Source organism: Paenibacillus sedimenti (genome assembly GCF_014534655.1).
Classification (GTDB): Bacteria; Bacillota; Bacilli; order Paenibacillales; family NBRC-103111; genus Paenibacillus_E; species Paenibacillus_E sedimenti.
In genome coordinates, this window is the sequence record NZ_JACVVD010000002.1 from 221,770 (window position 1) to 244,185 (window position 22,416).

Here is a 22,416-nt window from a genome sequence, read left to right on the forward strand (position 1 = left end):
ACCTTTCTTTGTGGAGCGGTTTATAGGGATTACTCGGCGGCCAAAGCCGCTTTTTTTCTCGAGGCATAGCATTTCCGGCATACCGGCACGTAGCTCTCATTGCCCCCGATTTGAATCTGTTCACCGTGGAAAATAGGTTCTCCGTCTTTGCAGCGCATATTCATAATCGCTTTTTTGTCGCAGTACCAGCAGACCGTCTTAATTTCTTCAATGGTATCCGCGGCTGCGATAAGGGCCGTGCTGCCTTCGAACAGCTCTCCCATGAAATCGGCTCTGAGGCCATACGCGATGACCGGAATATTCAAATCATCCACAATGTCGATAAGCTGAGCGACTTGTCCTTTATTCAGAAACTGCGCTTCATCGACCAAAATACAGTTAGGCTGCTCTGCACGGGCGAGTTCGATCATATTCAGCTTATCATCAACGACGAGCGCGGTCTTCTGCATGCCGATCCGGGATGCGACCTGTCCCACGCCGTAACGGTCATCCACGACGGGAGTGAAGAGCAGCACTTTCTTGCCTTGCTCTTCATAATTGTGCGCGACGCGCAGGACTTCAATCGATTTGCCGCTGTTCATCGTGCCATAACGAAAATATAATTTTGCCAAGGGTGACAGTCCTCTCTGCGGTGTATTAAATAGTGAAAAAGTAAGTAGCCTTCAGCGTATCGAGCTCGGCCAGCTTGACGGCGACATTGAAGCTCGTTTCAGCAGCGGGCTTATCGCCGATTAACGGCTGTTTTTTGTACAGCTTGCTGATCTGGACTTGAATGCTTCCCGGCACGGGCTCGTCCGTCACTTGAATACGATGGGGCTCATACATCAACACGCTCATGATCGTTCTGGCTGTGCTGCTGGAGCTTTGCTGAAGCTCTTGAATCAACTCGTGATCCAGTAGAGAGGGAATGCGCTCTGACATGCCGGGAAGCGCATCGCAATGGTGCTTAACCGCCTTGGCCAGCAGAGCATCCATCGCTAGAAATTCCGGCTGCAGCATAATGCGGTGGTCTTCCACGACAGCGTGAGCGAGAGCTAGAGCCGTTTCTTCATCAGCTTCCAGATAATGACCGCGAAAACGGAGTCCTTTTATCAATTCAGAAGGTTGCAACTCGTGTTGACCGGCATGGTAAGTATCTCTGAGAAAGCTGTCTAGGTGATCTAAACCCATAAGAGGGGTTTTATTTGTGATAGGGCTGTCTTGATTCAATATGGCGACGATCGCTGACGGCAAAATACCGTGCTTGTTCAAAATCTCTGCAACGGTCCCCGTTTCAATCAAGCGTTCCGTAAGCTTATGATGGTCGTAACCGAGCGTCCGTTCGACGGCATGGGAAAAGGGCAAATGTCCGATATCGTGCAAAAGCGCCGCAATGCGAAGCAACGGTTCATCTGGAAAAAAGTGCGCCGCAAGCGACCACACACCGACCGTGTGCTCGAAGCGGGAATGCGTCATCGGCGAGAAAAGCGCAGACGCGCCGAAATGATGCAGAAACTTCAAACGGCGGACCGGCTGCGACTGGAAAAGCTGGACTTCGACCGGTAGGGCGGTTGTGTTCCACCTATAGATAGGTTCCCATATCGTCCCGGTCAGACAGGTATGCTGTATACTCAAAACAGAGTTCCTCCTACGCTGTGGAATCTGGATGTATGTTTTTTGCAGCGGCATAAGCTATCATAGCATGAAACATAGAAAGTTTGCTATCAAACATTCCCATGGAACTCCCAGCGATTGCATCATTATTCTGGGAGCTGCGGTCTGGGATGGCAAGCCGAGTCCGGCTTTACGCGAGCGGCTGGATATCGCCGTGGAAGCCTATCGCAACGGCTTGGCGCCGACCATCATCGCAACCGGCGGCGTCGGGGGCAATGAACCGTCCGAAGCGGAGACGATGAAACATTTTCTCGTGGAAAAAGGTATTCCGGCGGAAGCTATTCTATTGGAGGAACAATCGCATACGACGATGGAGAACTTACGCAACAGCCGCTCCATCATGGAGGAGAAGGGGCTTACGAACGCCGTCATCGTGACGCACGGCTTTCATGCCTATCGAGCATCGCTTATGGCGCATAGCCTGGGGATTCCTTCTACTGTGGAACCGGTGCAAATTCGTCCTCTGGCGCTTACGTATTACACGCTGCGTGAGTGCGCGGGAATTGCTGTGTTTTCAATGGAATGGGTGCTGGAGACGATAACTGGATAATGGGCTCGTAAGCTTGAACTGACATCTTCGCTGTATCGTCTATTCCTATGAAAAGGAATACGATATGGGGGCGATTCGGGTGAGAATAACGAATAAAGTATGTGTAGGCATGGCGGCAATTCTCTGCATAGCGGGATCTGCCGCTTTTTTGCTGCCTGCAGGCCAAAATCTTCATCCTGCATGGCAAGAGCAGGCGCAGGCAACAGCCCATCCAACTAGCGAACATGACATTCAGCCCGCTGTTCAACCTTTTACACAGCCAACTGCTAATCTAATTCTCACACCGTCCCCCGTACCAACTCCCCAACCCTCTGCTCCTGGTGTAGAACAGCTTGTCCCCTACAATGGACCTGTGGAGCATATCTTCTTCCATCCGCTAATCGTCTACCCGGAGCTCGCTTTTGACGGCGATTCGATGAGTAAAGGATATCATGATTGGTTTGTCACGATCAAAGAATTTCGGGGCATTCTCGACTCCCTATACAGCAAAAACTACATGCTGATTGACATACACACCTTATATGAGGCTTCAACTGAAGACAATCATACGGTTGTGAAGCCGAAAGAGCTTCGTCTGCCTCCAGGCAAAAAGCCTGTCGTTCTGTCCATCGATGATTTGAACTACTACACTTACATGAAGGAAAATGGCAATGCATACCGTCTCGTTTTGGATGATGATGGAGAGGTGGCGACCTACTCAGTAACCCCGGACGGGAAGGAGCTCGTATCCCGGGATAACGAAATCATTCCGATTCTCGATGATTTTATTGAGAAGCATCCGGACTTTTCCTTCCAGCGAGCGAAGGGGGTCATCGCGTTGACCGGCTATGAAGGCGTGCTCGGGTACAGAACGGATCAATTATATTCGGCGGATTATGCGCGCGAAAAGGAAAAAGCGATGGCGGTAATCGAGCGGCTAAAAGCCACAGGATGGTCATTTGCTTCCCACGGGTATGGTCACTTGGATGCAGCCAAGGTTTCCCTTGACCGGTTCAAAAAAGATACGGAACGATGGAAAAAGGAGGTCGAATCCTTAACCGGACCAACCTCTGTCTACATCTATCCTTACGGCAGCAGCTTGCCCGCCAAAGACGCCAAATATCAATTTTTGCTTCAATCCGGCTTTCAAATGATCTGTGCGGTAGGTCCAGCCCCTTACCTGCAGTTCACCGGCAACAGCGTCATGATGGATCGCAGGCATATTGACGGGATCGGACTGCATGATCAAAGAATAAGGCTGCTCCCTTTATTTGACAGTAAAGATATATGGGACGATGTTAGGGGATAGGTTTTCCCCATTTGAAGTCTATGAAGTTATTAATGTGAAACCCCTTACAATATAATAATTTTTGAATTGAACTATACTATTTCAAGTGTTAATATAATATAAAAAATATTGAGACTATTTCATCAATTCGCATTCTTAGGCATTGTTCTACATAGGGGTGAAATAGAAATTGTCACGCTTCGACATTTTAATACTTTAAAGCGTACAACGGACAAAGCGTCGCCAAAAACCAGAAGAGAAAGGTTGCACAACATGACTAAAAAAGGGTTACCTCCCAAGCAGGGATTGTACGATCCTCAGTTTGAGCGAGATGCTTGCGGTATCGGCTTCGTGGCTAATATCAAAGGCGTCAAATCACATGAAATCGTCAAGCAAGCGCTTCGTGTACTTTGCAATTTGGATCATCGCGGAGGGCAAGGGTGCGAGAAGAATACAGGGGACGGCGCAGGTATTCTTATGCAAATTCCGGACACGTATCTCCAAGCAGCCAGCCTTGAAGTGAACATCAAGCTTCCTGCAGCAGGCAGCTACGGTGTGGGAATGGTCTATTTGCCTCAGGATTTGGAAGCTCGTCAAGCATGCGAGAGTATCATTGAGCGCATTGTGAGGGAAGAAGATCAGCAATTCCTCGGCTGGAGAACCGTCCCTACGGACAACAGCTCTTTGGGGGAATCCGCCAAGTCAGCCGAACCTTTCGTACGTCAAGTCTTTATCGGACAAAGCGCGAACGTAACAAGCAATTTGGACTTCGAGCGGAAGCTTTACGTGATTCGCAAACTTTCTGAAAACGCTATCCGCAAGGCGCATAGCGATGTTCAATTCTATTATTCTAGCTTGTCCAGCAGAACGATCGTTTATAAAGGCATGCTGACGCCGGAGCAAGTGGACGCCTATTATCTTGAGCTTCAGGATGAGAGAGTGGCTTCCGCGCTTGCGCTCGTGCACTCCCGGTTCAGTACGAACACCTTCCCAAGCTGGGAGCGTGCCCATCCTTACCGCTATCTGATTCATAACGGAGAGATTAATACCCTTCGCGGAAACGTGAACTGGATGCATGCGCGTCAGGCGATGTGCGATTCGGATGTATTCGGCGAAGATTTCAAACGCATTCTTCCGATTATTGATACCGACGGTTCCGATTCGCAAATGTTCGATAACACGCTGGAGTTCCTTATGCTCTCCGGACGTTCATTGCCGCATGCAGCGATGATGATGATTCCTGAGCCATGGTCCAAGCACGAGACGATGGACGATGAGAAAAAAGCGTTCTATGAATACCATAGCACATTAATGGAGCCTTGGGATGGACCGGCTGCGATCGCTTTCACGGACGGCAGCATCATCGGTGCGGTGCTTGACCGTAACGGTCTGCGCCCATCGCGCTACTATGTGACCAGCGACGATCTGATCGTCTTGGCATCAGAGGTCGGCGTGCTGGATATCGAGCCTGAGCGCATCGTGCACAAAGAACGTCTCCGCCCGGGTCGTATGCTGCTCGTTGATACCGTGGAAGGACGTATCGTTGCCGATGAGGAAATCAAAAACCGCATTGCCGGCGAGCAGCCTTACCGTGATTGGCTTGACCGGCATCTTGTTAGCCTTGAGGATCTGGAAGATGCCGAGATTGTGTTGGGCTCTGATCATGATACGGTGCTGCAGCGTCAGCAAGCGTTCGGCTACACGTTCGAGCAGCTGCGTAAAACACTGGAGCCAATGGCCAAAACAGGCGTAGACCCAATCGGCTCGATGGGTACCGATGCACCGCTGGCCGTGCTGTCGGATCGCCCGCAGTTACTGTACAACTATTTTAAACAATTGTTCGCGCAAGTGACGAACCCGCCGATTGATGCGAACTTCGAGGAAATTATTACAGCTCAAGGCACGACGATCGGGCCTGAGCGTAACCTGATTCATCCGGAGCCTGAGAGCTGTCGTCAAATTCGCCTGAAAACGCCGTTCATCACCAATGATGAGCTGGCGAAGCTGCGCCATATTAAGCGTGAAGGCTTTAAAACCGTGACATTACAGACGCTGTTCGAGGCGGCTCAAGGTACGGCAGGCCTGGAGAGCGCGATGCAAGCTTTGTATGCGGCTGCCGATCAAGCGATTACGGACGGCGCTACGCTGCTCATTCTATCTGACCGTGGCGTGGACAGTAAGCATGCGCCAATTCCGGCATTGCTGGCTACTTCCGGGCTGCACCATCACTTGATACGTGAAGGTACACGCACGAAAGTGAGCTTGCTTGTCGAGTCCGGTGAACCTCGTGAAGTGCATCATTTTGCGCTGCTGCTCGGTTATGGAGCGGGTGCGATCAACCCTTACCTTGCCTTAGAAACGCTTGATGACATGATCCGCCGCAAACAGCTTGTTGGCGTTGATCACGAGAAAGCGACTTACAACTATATTAAGGCTGTAACCAAGGGTGTTGTAAAAGTATTGGCGAAAATGGGGATCTCCACGATTCAAAGCTACCGTGGGGCGCAAATTTTCGAAGCGATTGGCCTAAGTCAAGAGCTCGTCGACAAATATTTCACCTGGACGTTCACGCCAGTCGGCGGTATCGGCATCGATGTTGTGGCGCAGGAAGCTTTGCTCCGTCACAACCGTGCGTTCTCCGAGCAGGAGGGACGCGATCCCGTGCTGGATACCGGCGGCGATCTTCAGTGGCGTAAAGACGGCGAGGAACATCTGTATACGCCGGAAACGATTCACGCCCTGCAAACAGCGGTACGCACGAATAATTACGCGATGTACAAAAACTTCGTGAAGTTCATTACTCGCGAAGATGAGAAATTTATGGCGCTGCGCGGACTGCTCGGCTTCAAAGCAGGCCGCCAGCCGATCCCGATCGAAGAGGTTGAGCCGATCGAATCGATCTTTAAGCGCTTCAAGACCGGAGCCATGTCGTATGGCTCCATCAGCAAAGAAGCGCACGAGACTTTGGCGATTGCGATGAACCGCATCGGCGGCAAGAGCAACACCGGCGAGGGCGGCGAGCATCCGGAGCGCTTTACGCCGGATGCGAACGGCGACCTTCGCCGCAGCGCCATCAAGCAGGTGGCGTCCGGCCGCTTCGGCGTCACCAGCAACTATCTCGTCAATGCGGACGAGATTCAGATCAAGATGGCGCAGGGCGCCAAGCCCGGCGAGGGCGGACAGCTGCCGGGAACGAAGGTGTACCCTTGGGTCGCCGAGGTTCGCGGGGTTACCCCGGGCGTAGGCTTGATCTCGCCTCCGCCGCATCACGATATATATTCGATCGAGGATCTCGCTGAGCTGATCCACGATCTCAAAAATGCCAACCCTCGCGCCCGGATCAGCGTGAAGCTGGTATCCGAAGTAGGCGTTGGCACGATCGCTGCCGGCGTAGCCAAAGGTAAGGCGGACGTCGTCCTCATCTCCGGCTACGACGGGGGAACGGGCGCGTCGCCGCAGACGAGTATCCGCCACGCGGGACTGCCGTGGGAGCTTGGCCTCGCCGAGACGCACCAGACGCTCGTGCTGAACAACCTGCGCAGCCGGATCGTCGTCGAGACCGACGGCAAGCTGATGACAGGACGCGATGTTGTCGTTGCAGCGCTGCTAGGAGCCGAGGAGTTCGGCTTCGCGACGACTCCTTTGATCACGATCGGCTGCGTCATGATGCGTGTCTGCCATTTGGACACCTGTCCGGTTGGCGTAGCGACGCAAAATCCGGAGCTTCGCAAGAAATTCGCCGGAGACCCGCAGCATGTCGTGAATTTCATGACCTTTATCGCACAGGATGTGCGTGAGCTGATGGCTGAGCTTGGCTTCCGTACCATCGAAGAAATGGTCGGACGCACGGATGTGCTGGAGTCCAAGCAGGCTATCGAGCATTGGAAAGCCAAAGGCGTAGACCTGTCGCCGCTTCTGCATCAACCGGATGTGGGCGAAGATGTAGGACGCTTCTGTACAGAGGCGCAGGACCATGGTTTGGATCGCTCTCTCGACGTAACGCAGCTGCTCGCGATTTGCGAGCCTGCAATTGAACGCAAGGAGCATGTGCACGCGATCCTGCCGATCACGAACATCAATCGCGTCGTCGGGACGATTGTCGGCAGCGAAGTGACTCGCCGTTACGGCGCGGAAGGCCTGCCGCACGATACGATTCGCCTACACTTTAACGGCTCTGCCGGCCAAAGCTTCGGCGCTTTCGTGCCGAAGGGCATCACGCTCTCGTTGGAAGGCGATGCGAACGACTATGTCGGTAAAGGATTATCCGGCGGCAAGCTGGCGATCTTCCCTTCCGGCAAGGCGACCTTCGTGCCTGAAGAGAACGTTATTATCGGGAATACCGCATTCTATGGCGCAACCGATGGGGATGCTTACATTCGCGGTATTGCCGGTGAACGCTTCTGCGTAAGAAACAGCGGCGTACGGGCGGTTGTTGAAGGCGTGGGCGATCACGGCTGTGAGTACATGACAGGCGGGCGCGTAGTCGTGCTTGGTTCAACAGGCCGCAACTTTGCAGCGGGAATGTCCGGCGGTATCGCCTATGTCCTGGATGAAAAAGGTGACTTCTCCAGCAAGGTGAACAAAGAGATGATTTTGCTTGAACAGCTGGAAGAAACGTATGAAATGAATGAGCTCAAGACGATGATTCAGCATCATGCCACGTTTACTGACAGTAGCGTTGCCCATCGCGTATTAAATCACTGGGATGAATACGTTTGGAAATTCGTGAAGGTCATTCCGAAAGACTACAAACGGATGTTTGATGCGATCGAGAAGGTAAAACGTTCCGGACTTAGTCAGCAGGAAGCTGTCATGGTCGCTTTCGAGGCGAATATGAAGGACGTTTCCCGTGTCGGCGGAAATTAAAAAACTCTCAGGAGGGCAACGCAATGGGTAAACCCACTGGTTTTATGGAATATAGTCGTGAAGTCGCTACCGAAGCGGCCCCGCTGCAGCGGATCGGTCATTGGAAAGAGTTTGCGACTCCACTGACGGACGATAAACTTCAGACGCAAGGCGCTAGATGTATGGACTGCGGCATCCCGTTCTGTCATACGGGCAAGCTGATAAGCGGCATGGCTGCCGGCTGCCCGGTCAACAACCTGATCCCGGAATGGAACGATCTCGTGTATCGCGGTCAATGGAGAGAAGCGTTGGATCGTCTGCACAAGACGAACAACTTCCCTGAATTTACTGGCCGCGTATGTCCCGCTCCGTGCGAAGGTTCTTGTACGGTTGGCCTGAAAGACACACCGGTTACGATTAAAAGCATCGAAAAAGCGATTATCGATAAAGGCTTCGCCGAAGGCTGGATTACACCCCAGCCTCCGGAAGTCCGCACCGGCAAGAAGGTTGCCGTCGTAGGCTCCGGTCCATCCGGACTCGCTGCAGCGGCCCAACTGAACAAAGCCGGCCACTGGGTGACCGTATTCGAACGCGCCGACCGTATCGGCGGACTGCTCATGTACGGCATCCCGAATATGAAGCTGGATAAGAAGTACGTCCAGCGCCGTGTCGATCTGCTTGAAGCCGAGGGCGTTACTTTCATAACCGGCGCTCACGTTGGCGTGAACTATCCGATTGAGAAGCTGCAAGAGGAGTTCGATGCGATCGTCCTTTGCGGAGGAGCTACGAAAGGGCGCGACCTTCCGATTGAAGGCCGTGAGCTGAAAGGCATTCACTTGGCGATGGAATTCCTGAGCAAGAACACGAAGAGCTTGCTCGATTCCGAGCACGCTGACGGCGCCTTTATATCAGCCGAAGGCAAAGATGTCATCGTTATCGGCGGAGGCGACACGGGAACGGACTGCGTGGGCACATCCTTGCGCCACAAGTGCAAGAGCGTCACCCAGTTCGAAATCATGCCGAAATCGCCGGATACGCGTCCGGCGAACAATCCTTGGCCGGAGTGGCCGAAAGTCCACAAGGTGGACTACGGTCAACAGGAAGCGGCCGCCGTTCAAGGCGCCGATCCGCGTCAGTACCTCATCAACACGAAGAAATTCGTGGGGGATGAGAACGGCAACCTGAAAGAGCTGCACACGGTTCTGATCGAGTGGCAGAAGAATGAAAAGGGCGCGTTCGTGCCTGTTGAAGTGCCGGGCAGCGAGAAAGTGTACCCAGCGCAGCTTGTGCTGATTGCTATGGGATTCACAGGACCGGAGAACACGGTACTGGATCAGCTTGGTGTTGAGAAAGACGATCGCTCCAATGCGAAAGCGGCATACGGCACATTCGCGACGAATGTACCGGGCATCTTCGCAGCGGGCGACATGCGTCGCGGTCAAAGCCTTGTCGTTTGGGCAATCAACGAAGGTCGCGCTGCGGCTCGTGAAGTCGATCGCTACCTCATGGGATCGTCGAACTTGCCATCATAGAGCTTTATATCAAATAGACTGCTTTCGAAGTAGACGCGGGTTTACTTGGAGGCAGTCTTTTTGCTTTTCACTATGAGAATTTGGTCTTTTTTTGCAATGTTAATAATTTGTATTTTTATGACATTACGACATTATTTTACTTTTTTTATTCCTGATTATCTGTATAATGACTGTAAACTGATGATTTCATCAAAAATTGGAAAGGAAATTATATGGTCGCATGAAAAAAGTCATTGTATTTGATTTTGACGGAACTTTAGTTCATTCCAGGCCGTTAGCTATTCAAATTTTTAATGAACTAGCTGAAAAGTATGGATGTACGAAGATCGAGGAACATTTAGTTGAAGAATACGCCAAATTAAATATAAGAGACCGTTTAAAGGCTTTGAAATGCCCCATACATAAGCTTCCGAGATTACTTCTTGATGCACGGAAAAGATATAAAAGCTCAGTAGTGGGTCTTAACTTGATTTCCGGGATTGAGGACGTACTCAGAACCTTGAAACAAATGAATATAAGAATCGGTATTCTAAGTTCTAATGCCGAATCGAATATTCGTCATTTTTTACAACTGAACGGGATTGAATTCTTTGATTATGTCTATTGCGCAAGCAATCTTTTTGGCAAAGATAAGGCAATAGCAAAAATGGTAAAAGAGCTTAGTTTGAAAACAGAAGACGTTGTATATGTCGGAGATGAAATACGCGATATTGAGGCTTGTAAGAAGGTGAATGTGACGAGCGTTGCGGTAATATGGGGGTATGATTCAGAAGAGCTGATTTTGAAAGGAAAGCCTGATTTTATCGTTCACCATCCCGAAGAAATCGCTCGAATTGTTCAAGGAGGCAACATTTAGGTGCTTTATTTAGCAATGTTTCTCATGTTGCTGCTAACTGCTATTATTATTGCCTATATCAATCCGGGGGTAGACAGATCACAGTGGGCAGTCTTTTTCCTGATTACTTCCTCCTTGGCGCTTTTGTCGGCGGCCATTCTGGCTTTGGTCCCTCCGATATACATCGGTAAATGGATGCAGCAGTTAATTATGCTTTTTAATTACATCAGTCACACCTTCTACTACTATGCTTTTTTAATGTTTACGATAGTTTATTCCAATTTCTTCACGAAGAAGCATCAAAAAAAGTATGCCTATATACTCGTTATTCCTTGTTTTATAATGGTGTTTTTTTACCCTTGGGGGCAGTTTGTAAAAGAAGATTTAACCTATTTCATTATCCTGCTGTTCTGGACCGTGCCTTACAATCTACTAGGCTGCATCCTTCTGATATTGTCTTATCTGAAAGAAAAAAACAGGACGATTAAGCGTAATCGGTTGTTTATTGTTCTAATTTTTGTGCCGGGCATCTTATCGACATTAGTTTTCGTCAACTTGGCAGATGTATTTTATTATGAAAATGCAGCTCAAATGCACCGATACGCGGGTCTATCTGTTTCGCTTTCTTTCCTCATGTTTATAGTTTTTTCCATACTTAACGGAGTTATTTTTGTACGTAAGGAAAACGATTTACTAAACAACTCGGTTCGTGTTTATGCCTCAGGTGCGGAAATTATGAATCATACCATCAAAAATGAAACCGTAAACATTATGTTATATGTGGACCAAATGAAGGCGTTACTACAGCAGGAAGCGGGCGGCAAAGAAATAGTGCTTGAAAATATCGAGCGGCTGACCGAGGCTTCTCAACGCATGCTCCGTGTGGTAAATCTGTTCAGAGGACATAATCGGGAAATAAAGATTACTCCAAGATCAGTTCTGCTTGAAGAGGCAATTAATCAAGTCTTTTTCAAGTTGTCTCCTGCATTTGAGAAGGCGGAAATTATGCTTGAACGGCAATTCGTATATCGGGGTTTACTATTTGTAGACGTGGAACTGCTGCAGGAGGCAATCCAAAACCTGCTTCAAAATGCAATGGAAGCGTATAACGGGAAGCCCGGAGCGATCCGGGTTGAAACCACAAAAAGAAGAATGGTTGAAATTACTGTTTCTGATCAAGCAGGTGGAATACCCGAAGACATGATACAGCGGGTTACAGAAGCTTTTTTCAGCACAAAAAATGTCTCTACCAACCACGGAATCGGCCTGCACCATGTGGACAAAATTATGAAAGCCCATAGAGGGAAACTTGAGATTTCAAACATCGAAAATGGAGCATCAGTAACGATGAAATTTCCAATGAGGTGATCAAGTGGACGTTATAAAAGTCATGATCGTTGACGATGACCAATCCTGGCGCGAACATATGCGGGAATTATTGGTAGAAGAAAAGGATATTCAGGTTATTCACTCTTGTGCCGATGAAGCAGCTGCTCTACAGGCCTTGCAAAATCAGGTTCCAGACATTGTTTTGCTGGATATTATGTTGTCCAAGCATCAATATAACGGTATTGAGGCAGCGGGTCGAATTCACCGTTTATCTTCAAGTAAAATTATTATGCTTACGAGTTTAAGCGCGGATAAACAAAGAATTTTGCAAGCTTTCGACCAAGGGGTCGTTAATTATATCGGGAAAGAAAGCTACAGGGACATTCCAGGTGCTATCAGGGCAGCCTACAAGGGTCGTGTAAGTATCCATCCGGATTGTTCTGCTATCGTTACCCAGGAGCTAAGAAGAGAGCGGAAATTACGGGTTCTATCGCCTGCCGAGCGCAGCGTACAGGATCTTCGGGAAGAGGGGAAGACGCGTAAGCAAATAGCCGAGTACTTGGTTACAACCGCCGATAATGTAAAGAGACACATTTATAATATCAGAAAAAAACTAGAGAGGGAGGGGGGGAAATAACTCCCCTCCCCAAACATAATATTTGTAATTATGATAATGGATAGATGGATTCTCAAAGGGTGATAGAAGTATGATATTTCATTGGATAAGCTTTCTATTATTGTGGGCTATGGGAAGCGTACTTCTTTGGAACAAGTGGCGAAGCGTAGATGCGAGGTGGGCGGGACTAACTCTTTTTGTTGGAGGAATTGGCAACCTTTCTAATATCATTGATGAACTTATGGAATCGGGCACTATTCAAGCTGATGCAGAATGGGCTAGAGTTATTTTTCTCGGCTATGAGACCTGCTCGCTTTTGTATCATTATGGCCTGCCATATGCCTATATTAATTTCTGCCTAGACTATACCAAATTTTTCGGGAACAGAATGAAGAGGGTCATCTCATATGGATTGGCTATTCCACTCCTAATTTTACTTGGAACTACCCCAATTTATCCTATGCTTCAATTCAATTATCTCCTTCTTTCTTTATGGGCAGGGTGCACTTTACTGCCTGGATCCGCTTTACTAGTATACTGCTATTTAAAGGAGGTCCACCCTTTCGTAAAAAAGGAGCGGCTTCAGCTCCTGTTTTGTTTGCCGATCGTCATATGGGTACTATTTGCAGACTATATTTTGTTTACTAACGGAGAGCAATTAAAATGGATATATATGGATATTATCAAATGGTTGTTCCTTATAACATTATTTTTTCTTGCCGCGAAATACGGCATTATGGGCGTAAAACTTAGATTCAAGCAGCAAAATCTTAACCATACATTACATACGGTATCTTCCGCAACCCAGATGATGAACCATTGTATGAAGACGGAGATAAGTATTATTTCTATGTGCGTAAATAACATCTGTAACCATCCTGCAGCCAAAAACTTGGATATTCAAGAGAATGTCGCGTTAATTATGAAAGCAACTGATCATCTTCTGGCTATGATGGCACGTTTGCGTGATCAATCGGAAGATATCAAGCTTAATCTGCAGGCTCACCGGATATCTGTTTTGGCGGACAAAGCTATTCAAGTCATGACTCCGTATTTCTCGCAACAACAAATCACGTTGAGCCGGAACTATAGCTGTGATGCGGTGATGTTATGTGACAACGTCCAAGTTCATGAAGTATTAGTTAATTTGTTTAGCAACGCAGTTGAAGCAATGAAGTCGGGGGGGAAATTATACATTGAGATTTATCGGCTCAAAGGTGGAGTGACGTTATCAGTAAGGGATACAGGCGTCGGAATCCCTGAACGTCACTTTGGTTTTATTGTGTCTCCGTTTTTTACTACAAAGGATCGGAAAACCAATTTCGGCTTAGGGCTATCCTATGTGTACAAAGTAATGCAGGCTCATAATGGTTCAATGGAAATTTTAAGCAAGGAAGGCAAGGGCACTGCGGTTCTGCTCCATTTCCCGAAGCGTAAGTTGCTTGACTTAGATCGTAAAGTGTCCCTTTTTGGGAGGGAATTTGCAAATGATAAACCTGCTGCTCGTCGATGACGATGCAAATTGGCTGCATGCATTGAAATTGTATCTTGCCGCTGATCGTAATTTCTTTGTAATGGGAACTGCAATGAAACACAAGGAAGCCCTGGATTTTATTAAGTTTCATGGACATGAAATCGATATTGTGTTGATGGATTTGCATTTATCGTCCACAAAATGGGATGGAATCGCAGTGGCTACAGAGATTAAACCTTACTGTGACGCGAAAATAATTATGCTTACTTCATTTGAAGAAGAAGAGGCGGTTCTTCAATCGTTTGCCGTTGGAGCCGTTAACTTTATCCCCAAGTTTCATTATCAATGGCTACCCGAAGCCATTCGTACTGCCTACTATATGGAAGGGCCAATTCAAATCCTTGTGAAAGAATATGCGCGTTTAAAACAAGAAGAGCAGCTAATGGAGTTAACTCCGGCTGAACGTGTAATTTTTGAACTTATCGAAGAGGGTTTGACCCAACAACAAATCCAGACGAAGCTCTACAAGTCGGAAAAGACAGTCAAAAATCAAGTATCGGCTATTTTGAAAAAGTTAGGTGTTAAGAGCAGTAAGGAAGCAATTCGAAAGGTTAGGCAGGGAGGATGGCTGCAGAGCTAATTCAATATCTAAAAGGTCCTATAATAAATGGGTCTTATATAAAATAATGGAAAACGTTAGGATGAAGGAGGATAGCATCAAGTAAAACAATACATACCGATCCATTAGTCTATGATTTGTATCCTGAAAAGCAAGGAGGTGATTCGTGAAATGGCATACGTTTCGCCGACATTCATAATTAAGCAATCGGACGTAACAAGGGACGAATGGTGGCCCGTAGTGCTAGTACTGCTCTTCATCATCAGAGTTTACAGTAATTATGCATTGGATCAGGCGGTACAAGAATGCAAAGATAGCGGTGGTACAGCCAAGGTTTCATCCAGTTTCTTTGGAAGCTCATGGCAAGTTGAATGTTATAAGGAATAGTTTTTAAAGCGGTTCATTTAATATTCTAAGGAGGAATTGATGATTATGACATTTCAAAGCCCGCAAGTGAACTTGGAGCAAAAAAGCAATGTTTCCCGTGATGAATGGTGGGGTTTAATTCTTTTGTTTGTCGTCTGGGTCGTCAGTCAAGTAGCGCTAGATCGTGCGATCAGCAGTTGCCGCGATTCAGGTGGATTAGCGAAAGTAGAAAGCTGGGCGTTTAGTCTGATGTGGAAAGTGGAATGTTACAAAAACTCTTGATCTCAAGATAAACGTGTTGAAATCCGCGCAAAGGCATCTTTGTGTGGATTTCACGGCGTTTATCTAATGAGAACAGTGAGGAGGAGGAAGTTCTGAGGTCTTCGATCATAACACTTACGAATGTAACGAAGATGTATGACCGCGATAAGGGAATCAAAAATATAAACTTGTCCGTAAACGAGCATGAAATACATGGATTAATCGGTATGAACGGTGCAGGAAAAACCTCGATAATTAAAGCGATGCTTCTGCAGATGTTGATTGATGAAGGTACGATAAGTTGGCAAGGCAACGTGATAAACATGAAGGACGAAGTTTCCTACAGGAAGCGCATCGGATATGTTCCCGATGACGAGGTGTTGCTGGATCATTTGACACCTTACGAAATAATAGAATTTACTGGATTTGCATATGAAATGACAAAGGATAAAATCCGGCAAAATGCTGAAGGGTTGTTTCAGGTATTACAGCTTTCAGAGTTACATATGAATGTGGGGGGCTTTTCCCGGGGAATGCGCAAGAAGGTACAGCTAGCCGCTGCACTGCTTTCCAACCCAAAGCTGCTTATACTTGATGAGCCGATTGCCGGCTTCGACCCTCAAGTGATCTACATGATCAAACAGCTTTTGCGAGAATGGAAATTGAAAGGAAACGGCGTTCTTATTTCAACCCACGATATGGGATTCGCCGAGCAATTGTGCGACCGGGTCACACTTATTCATCGCGGAGAGGTGCTGTTGTCAGGAAGCGTTTCGGGAATGCTGGCAGAGCATGGTTGCCAATCACTTGAAGAGCTTTTCATCTCACTTACCCTGATGCCATCCGCCAAGGAGTTGGTTAAAGATGTGGTTGCCAATTTATAGGCTAACGCTATTGCAGCATAAACGTGCAGCCGGCAAGCTGGAGAAAAAGATATGGGCAGGGGTTGCCCTGTTTTTAATCGGTTTTCAAATTTATTTGTACTTTGAAATGAAGCGAAATTTTCAAAGCTTACCGCCGATGGGTAAGGATGTACTCTTGATCAACGTGGTGACAGTAGCCAGCATCATCTATTTGACCTTAACATTGTTTCTGCTCTACTTGTTGAGGCCCGATCCGAGACAGTACCTGCAAAGGTTGCCGATATCCAAGAGGGATATATTTCTCTCTAATGCCCTCCCTTTTCTAGGGCTGTTATTTGTCCTTTTTACTATAGAGAGCGGCAGCATGTTTGTGGTTATGCTTGAGTATTTTGAAAGGAATACGCATCCAGTCTTATTCCTGACAGCTTTCATGTTGTTGATCCTGTTCTGTATACAAACCTCATTTATACTAAGATATGTAGTTCGTTTTGGAGCATACCGACTAAAACTGCGCTCGTATACCTTAGAAAGCATGTTGAATTTGCTTGTACTAGTATTATTTATTTACATAATTGTCATAGATAGGTTCTCATTAAAGCTTCCGACACCTATTGTCTGGACCATAGAGGCGATGTTTGGCTCGGTAGTTTCCATCTGGATGCTTGCATTAATATGCGTTGCACAATTTGCATTTATTTATTTCGTTCTCAGCAGGTCGGGAGACAATAGACCTATAAAGGCGACAACAACGGGATCATGGCGCTTTTATCCATCCGAGGTAGCCAACGGCTTCAAATTGGAACTGCTCCAACTAATTCGAAATTCAGGGCGAATGGGGGCTTTATTATTTTACGTTTTACTTGGAAATGGTTTTGTACTCATAGCTTATTCCTTATTTGGGCTACGAGGTCAAGGTGAGTATGCTCATTTTTTGATTTTCACATTAGGACTCGGGTTAAGTCAATTATCAACTTATAGTTCGCACACCATGCGTACGATTCGCTTGTTGCCACTGAAATTGAAGCCTTTTATAGCAGGGAAGATGTTGTTTTATATAGCCGCTGCTACTTTGCTGCTAAGTATCTCTATGGCAGCAATGGCATTGCTCCGGATGAAGGTGGAACTGATGACGGTACTTATGATGTTTATAGAACTATGGTTATTTGTCCTCATCGCACTTTTAATTCATGAATTTCTTAAGGAAATCGTACAAATGAACAGCATGCTTCAAACTATTGTTTCGATCCTAGTGTTTCTAATAGCAATTGAGGGAGTATCTCTTCTGCAAAACAAGATAGTAATCCTGTTCGGCAAGCTATTGCTTACGGCATGCTTCTCTTATTTGTACATAATATGGTTCACTACAAAGAAGAAGAAGGGAAAATTGGATTATGATGCTATTCCTGGATGACATCCCGAGTTTGCCGGTTTCCGTTCAAACAGATGGCGAGCGGATAATTGATGTCCTCATGAAGGAATCGTATCCACTGAATGAGAGTGGCGCGTATATGCTGTCTCTCGTTGACCATCACCGCAGTTTCAAAGTTATTGCGGCTGAAGTGGCTGAACGCTATTCAATTGATTTATCGAAAGCTGAGTCGGAAGTGCTTCTCTTCTTTGCCGGGTTGAACGAACATTATCTCGTAAATGTGAAGCGAAGAAATGTAAGATTACGCCTTTCCTATGCATGGTTTTACATGAGAACCTTGGAGCTTCGGCAGTTAGTCCTGCTCTGGGAAAGACGGGAAAGGTACGATATACCGCCTATGGCTGCCCGTCATCCGCTGTTGATGTTTCTTTACCTGGTCTTTGCGATCCCTTATTATTACTTGCTCGCTCTGTTTGTGATGTTTTTGTTGTTTTTGCAAATTGAAAATTTCGATGTGATGGCTGCTGGTTTGTTTACAATTAATATTTTCGTATCCATTGCCGTTCATGAATTTGCCCATGTATTTGGGTTGTACATGACCGGGGAGCAGGACAAGATGCTGTATGTCGGACGTAAAAATTTCACGATAGGCCTATACCGGAAGACACTTATGGAATGGAAAGAAATTGTAGTCAGCCTCCTTGGGCCCCTTCTGCCAGCGTTAATTGGTCTTGAGTTGCTATACTTTGCTAGGTTGAACAGCTCGAATTCACTCGCGTTTATCGCGTTTATCTGGATTTCAAATATCTTCACGTTGCTGTCCACTGACGGGAAAAACATACGGGCAGCCCTATGGGGAATCCTCAGAAAAAAATACTTCAAAGCCAGAGAGGGAGGTTCGAGATGAAACTGTTGCTCAAATTGTTTAAGTTCTTTTTGGGGAGTTTTGCGATATCTTTCGCTTTGGTTTTCAGCTTCGCCGCATTTCAGAAATTGGAATTGGGGCAACGGATTGGAAAAGGTTTGTTTTACCTAAAAGGTTATTATGAAGAATCGGAAATGGTGGGCGGAGAGCTTCGCACAAAAATTGTCACGGAACAAGGTCCTGGTCATTTAATGATTCCTTTGTTTGTTGGTCTATTGATTACGATTATTTACATCGTGTATTTGACAATAAAAGCGAACCAAGGGGGACGAACATGAAAGATTTCGTTGCAAAACGTATGATTTCCGGGTTCATCGTGATCGCCGTCATACTCCTCGCAACGGGATATGGTCTTTCTTACTCCTACGAGCGAAAGATGGAGAATGAGAAACGGTTATTTAAGAATGCAATTACATACAAAGAACTGGAAGTTAAGTTAATAAATGAACCCGACATTTACGCCTACTATTACCAACCGGGCTGCCAAATATGTGAAAAGGTATCACCTGAACTGCTAGCCTATGTGGAACGGGAGAAAATTTCTCTGGTCCCGATTAACATTTATCGAGACGAAATTGCTTGGGATACTTATTCGATTAAAGTGACCCCGACATTGATTCGTTTCAGCAAGGGGAAGGAGGTAGAGAGAATTGCAGGCAACTATCCCAGTGAGGACTACACAGCGTTCGTTTCCAAGTAGTTTTACAGGTCGTGTATATATGGGGATGTGCTGGGTAACCGCAGCAATTTTCCTGTATTCGGCCAGTAGTAAAATAATCAACATTTATGGTTTCGGACTCATTTTGGATTCATATGGGCTTATACCGGAAGCTTGGAATAAACCTCTGTCAATTCTAATTCCCATTATGGAGTTATTAATCTCAGCAGGAATGCTTTACTTTCCTTTTGCAGCACTAGCGGCAGGTGGAGCCGGACTGCTTGTCGCTGCCTTCACGACAGTTCTCTTATGGAAATGGGGGGAAGTGCTCCCCTACGGTTGTGGCTGCTTCGGTCCGGGTACAGCAAGAGAAGTCGGGTATTGGGATATAACAAAAAATGCTTGTCTATTGATAGTCGTTGGCTATTTATTGATTTATCGCCTTTTGTTCTGGCGCCGCTTTCGAATAAAGAGTGGCTAGGAACCAAGGATTTTGATGTATCGTTAGGAGGGAATGACATTGAAAACCTGGATATCCGGGCTCGCCATTTTGATGATAATAAGTGTGACCATTACAGGATGCAAGCTTTATCCTGCCGGAGATAAGGTTTCCGATTCGGCCGAAAGTGCATCGATTAAGGTCATGAATTGGGATGAAGCCTATTTCAATCAACAGTATGGCGGTACATTCTCTTTGAAATACCCGAAAATAGACGTCAAGGTTACGCCCATGGAATCGTTGTATAATACAACGAAGGATATGAATAGCGCTTTTTATAAATTTTTGGATACCGAGAAACCGGATGTTTTGATGCTTAATGAAAGTCAATACCAAGAAATGGCAGCCATGGGCAAATTGCTTGATCTAGAGCCGTTGATTCAAAGGGATAGCTTTGATACTGAAGGGATGCTATCCTCCGTAGTTCAAATGCTTAAGGAAAAAGGTGAGGGCTTTTACGGGCTGAGTCCAACGTTTAACAGTCAGGCGCTCTTTTATAACAAGACTTTATTTGATCTATATGGTATTCCCTATCCCCGAAATGGTATGACTTGGGAGGATGTGTTCCGACTAGCTGAGCGGTTTGATTCTAAGGAGGCCGAAGGGCAGAAGATATACGGTTTTTCGCAAAATTCGCCGTCATTGTTTAATCTATTGATCAATGTCGGTAATACGCAAGGCATGAATATAGTTGATCCGACAACGATGCAGCTCACTATTCGGACAGACGGTTGGAAACGGAGTTTTCAAATCGTAACCGATGCATACCGGAAGAACTCGATTTACCTTGCGCAGTTCGGTAGCGGCGGAGAAAAATATGAAGATTTTTTAAAGCAGAACCTATTTGCTGTAGGTCGAAGCGCCATGACTGCAGAGACTCCATTCATGATCAATTCTATTAATCAAGCAAAGGAGGTATTAAAAGATATTCCTGCGTTCGATTGGGAACTGGTGACGGTGCCGATCGATCCATCTAATCCGAGCTTAAGCCATGCATTTTCGTTATCCTATATCTTTGCGATTTCCGTTGATTCGCCTCAACCGGAAGCTGCTTGGAAGTTAGTTCAACATATCAACAGCGACGAAACAGCTAAGATACAGTCAAAATCGACGAAAGCGCTGTTGACCCGCGTATCCTATTCAAAAGAAAGAGAAGGTCGGAGCTTAGAACCGTTCTACGCGCTCAAACCTAATTCAAATCTAAGTAACAACGGATTCGACCGAATTCCAAACTCTTTCTTTCAGAAGTTTGCCACTCTGGCGGAGGAGGAGCTGCGAAATGTTGTCGGAAATAAGAAAACAGTAGATGAAGCATTGGCAGCTTTGCAGAGCAAGGGGCAGGAGGAATTGTCTAAAGCGATAGCAGAGAAAGAGCAATAACATGCTAATTACCAATGTTGTTATTGAACATTTAGAGTAAAAATCAAATGCCAAGTGCTCTTTTAAAAAAGAGAACCTGGCATTTGCTGTTTTTTCAGCCTATTGAAATCGTCGGATACTAGGTATACAGAGCACGCAAGCTACAGCTGCAATACCAACAGCAGCAAAGATCGCCATCGTGCTGATTCCACCAATCTTATCGGCTATCCAGCCTATGAGGACGTAGCTAACGGGCAGCAAGGCGAAAGAACCCAGCAAATCGAGGCTGGCAACACGGCCAAAGGCTTCAGCAGGAACCAGTTCTTGGAGGCTGGTCTCCCAAATCAGGCCAAAGATCATCAGCCCAAAGCCCTCAAGAGCCATCAGTGATGCCAAGCCGATGGATGAGGTTGTGAAGGGCATCAGCAACAAAGCAAGACCGCTCAGCAATGCGCCGCCATAAGCAAGCACCCCGCGCCGCTTCCAGTTTGTGCGCGATCCGAATAAGAGTGCTGCTGCAATAGCCCCGCCACCTGAGCAAGCGATACCAATCCCGTAGATGAACGGATCCAGCTGGAGATGCACCTTAAACAGCCAAGGAATGAGAACAACAATGACTCCGCTATAACAAATATTGATGAAGGAAAAGGCAAGAATCGTAATCCATAGCCAGGGATGTCCCTTTAAAATAGTGATCCCATCCATAAGGTCGCTTTTCCAAGAGAAGGTTGCTTCAGTGTCTGTCTTTTTCTTGGGTAACTCCCGGGCCAAATACTTCACCAGCTGGATCAAGCATAAGAAGGAGAGTAGATAAGTTAGTGCATCCAAGCCGAATCCAAATCCCGGCGAAAAGGAAGATACGATCAGCCCGCCGAGTACAGGGCCAATCAACCGCACCGCCTGTATGCTCATTTGCGTGAGCGCATTGGCTGCATTGCGAATTTCCGGCGTGAACACAGTAGCCCTGACAGCGGAAAAAGCAGGCTGAAAGAGTCCTTCCATCAAACCATTTACTCCGACAAGTACAAATAAAATATGAACGGATAACCAATCTGTAAATATAAATATCGCTATGAGCAACATAACGATAAATCGGATTACATTCGACAGCATCATAATTCGGACTCGATCATAACGGTCTACGACCCATCCCGAGAACGGAAGCATGAGGACATAAGGCAGCATATAGATCCCCATCACAATGCCCATCATTGTCGTCGAGCCGGTTAGCGAATAAACGACCATAGGAAGGATAACGGTTGTAATTGAGCTGCCTACCATAGAAATAAGTTGGCTGAGCCATAAATACGGAAATGAACGTGATTGGGTAAAAGGGACCATGAAATTATCAAATAACCGGAGCTTTTTTTTCAGTTGAGATTGAGCTTGCATGCAG

At 46.8% G+C, this 22,416-nt stretch carries 21 protein-coding genes; 18 read left to right on the top strand and 3 right to left on the bottom strand.

Features of this window, described 5'->3' with window-relative positions:
- Nucleotides 1–29 precede the first annotated feature (29 nt).
- Both ICC18_RS05630 and ICC18_RS05635 read right to left on the bottom strand, forming a co-directional pair.
- Nucleotides 30–611, bottom strand: a complete 582-nt coding sequence (locus tag ICC18_RS05630; RefSeq protein ID WP_188173403.1) for a thymidine kinase — start codon at nucleotides 609–611, stop codon at nucleotides 30–32.
- Nucleotides 612–636: 25 nt separating this feature from the next.
- The gene (locus tag ICC18_RS05635; RefSeq protein ID WP_188173404.1) at nucleotides 637–1,614 is read right to left on the bottom strand and encodes an HD domain-containing protein; all 978 of its coding nucleotides are present in this window, start codon (nucleotides 1,612–1,614) and stop codon (nucleotides 637–639) included.
- A 67-nt stretch (nucleotides 1,615–1,681) separates the two neighbouring features.
- Between ICC18_RS05635 and ICC18_RS05640 the strand changes: the two genes are divergently transcribed.
- The 18 genes from ICC18_RS05640 (at nucleotide 1,682) to ICC18_RS05725 (ending at nucleotide 21,041) form a co-directional block, all read left to right on the top strand.
- The gene (locus ICC18_RS05640; protein ID WP_223192357.1) at nucleotides 1,682–2,203 is read left to right on the top strand and encodes a YdcF family protein; all 522 of its coding nucleotides are present in this window, start codon (nucleotides 1,682–1,684) and stop codon (nucleotides 2,201–2,203) included.
- Nucleotides 2,204–2,282: 79 nt separating this feature from the next.
- The gene (locus ICC18_RS05645; protein ID WP_312029490.1) at nucleotides 2,283–3,491 is read left to right on the top strand and encodes a polysaccharide deacetylase family protein; all 1,209 of its coding nucleotides are present in this window, start codon (nucleotides 2,283–2,285) and stop codon (nucleotides 3,489–3,491) included.
- Nucleotides 3,492–3,743: 252 nt separating this feature from the next.
- Entirely contained in the window at nucleotides 3,744–8,336 is a 4,593-nt protein-coding gene (gene gltB, locus ICC18_RS05650; protein WP_188173406.1) for a glutamate synthase large subunit, read from the top strand.
- Nucleotides 8,337–8,359: 23 nt separating this feature from the next.
- On the top strand, nucleotides 8,360–9,847 hold the full coding sequence (locus ICC18_RS05655) for a glutamate synthase subunit beta (RefSeq protein WP_188173407.1): 1,488 nt from the start codon (nucleotides 8,360–8,362) through the stop codon (nucleotides 9,845–9,847).
- A gap of 220 nt (nucleotides 9,848–10,067) precedes the next feature.
- Nucleotides 10,068–10,703: an HAD-IA family hydrolase gene (locus ICC18_RS05660; RefSeq protein WP_188173408.1), complete on the top strand. Its 636-nt coding sequence runs from the start codon at nucleotides 10,068–10,070 to the stop codon at nucleotides 10,701–10,703.
- Between the two features lie 174 nt (nucleotides 10,704–10,877).
- Nucleotides 10,878–12,050, top strand: coding sequence for a sensor histidine kinase (locus ICC18_RS05665; protein ID WP_188173409.1), 1,173 nt, complete (start codon nucleotides 10,878–10,880; stop codon nucleotides 12,048–12,050).
- 4 nt (nucleotides 12,051–12,054) lie between these two features.
- Entirely contained in the window at nucleotides 12,055–12,648 is a 594-nt protein-coding gene (locus ICC18_RS05670) for a response regulator transcription factor (protein ID WP_188173410.1), read from the top strand.
- 70 nt (nucleotides 12,649–12,718) lie between these two features.
- Nucleotides 12,719–14,140: a sensor histidine kinase gene (locus tag ICC18_RS05675; protein WP_188173411.1), complete on the top strand. Its 1,422-nt coding sequence runs from the start codon at nucleotides 12,719–12,721 to the stop codon at nucleotides 14,138–14,140.
- Nucleotides 14,115–14,741, top strand: a complete 627-nt coding sequence (locus ICC18_RS05680) for a response regulator transcription factor (protein WP_188173412.1) — start codon at nucleotides 14,115–14,117, stop codon at nucleotides 14,739–14,741. Before ICC18_RS05675 ends, ICC18_RS05680 begins: the two co-directional genes overlap by 26 nt.
- Before the next feature lie 150 nt (nucleotides 14,742–14,891).
- The gene (locus tag ICC18_RS05685; protein WP_188173413.1) at nucleotides 14,892–15,107 is read left to right on the top strand and encodes a hypothetical protein; all 216 of its coding nucleotides are present in this window, start codon (nucleotides 14,892–14,894) and stop codon (nucleotides 15,105–15,107) included.
- Nucleotides 15,108–15,146: 39 nt separating this feature from the next.
- Nucleotides 15,147–15,368 (top strand): hypothetical protein, encoded by a 222-nt coding sequence (locus ICC18_RS05690; protein ID WP_188173414.1) that lies wholly within the window; start codon nucleotides 15,147–15,149, stop codon nucleotides 15,366–15,368.
- 131 nt (nucleotides 15,369–15,499) lie between these two features.
- Complete coding sequence (locus tag ICC18_RS05695) at nucleotides 15,500–16,231, top strand: ABC transporter ATP-binding protein (protein WP_223192411.1); 732 nt, start codon at nucleotides 15,500–15,502, stop codon at nucleotides 16,229–16,231.
- Between the two features lie 154 nt (nucleotides 16,232–16,385).
- Nucleotides 16,386–17,621 carry a hypothetical protein gene (locus ICC18_RS05700; RefSeq protein ID WP_188173416.1) on the top strand — a complete coding sequence of 412 codons (1,236 nt, stop codon included), beginning with the start codon at nucleotides 16,386–16,388 and terminating at the stop codon, nucleotides 17,619–17,621.
- A complete protein-coding gene (locus ICC18_RS05705) occupies nucleotides 17,602–18,486 on the top strand; it encodes a PqqD family protein (RefSeq protein WP_188173417.1) in 885 nt (294 codons plus the stop codon). The genes ICC18_RS05700 and ICC18_RS05705 overlap by 20 nt, the downstream gene beginning before the upstream one ends.
- Nucleotides 18,483–18,782, top strand: coding sequence for a hypothetical protein (locus ICC18_RS05710; protein WP_188173418.1), 300 nt, complete (start codon nucleotides 18,483–18,485; stop codon nucleotides 18,780–18,782). Before ICC18_RS05705 ends, ICC18_RS05710 begins: the two co-directional genes overlap by 4 nt.
- Entirely contained in the window at nucleotides 18,779–19,204 is a 426-nt protein-coding gene (locus tag ICC18_RS05715; protein ID WP_188173419.1) for a thioredoxin family protein, read from the top strand. The genes ICC18_RS05710 and ICC18_RS05715 overlap by 4 nt, the downstream gene beginning before the upstream one ends.
- Nucleotides 19,155–19,643 carry a MauE/DoxX family redox-associated membrane protein gene (locus ICC18_RS05720; RefSeq protein ID WP_188173420.1) on the top strand — a complete coding sequence of 163 codons (489 nt, stop codon included), beginning with the start codon at nucleotides 19,155–19,157 and terminating at the stop codon, nucleotides 19,641–19,643. Before ICC18_RS05715 ends, ICC18_RS05720 begins: the two co-directional genes overlap by 50 nt.
- A 39-nt stretch (nucleotides 19,644–19,682) precedes the next feature.
- The gene (locus ICC18_RS05725; RefSeq protein ID WP_188173421.1) at nucleotides 19,683–21,041 is read left to right on the top strand and encodes an extracellular solute-binding protein; all 1,359 of its coding nucleotides are present in this window, start codon (nucleotides 19,683–19,685) and stop codon (nucleotides 21,039–21,041) included.
- Between the two features lie 99 nt (nucleotides 21,042–21,140).
- Here ICC18_RS05725 and ICC18_RS05730 read toward each other — a convergent pair whose 3' ends face one another.
- Nucleotides 21,141–22,412, bottom strand: a complete 1,272-nt coding sequence (locus ICC18_RS05730) for an MFS transporter (RefSeq protein WP_188173422.1) — start codon at nucleotides 22,410–22,412, stop codon at nucleotides 21,141–21,143.
- Between the last annotated feature and the right edge of the window lie 4 nt (nucleotides 22,413–22,416).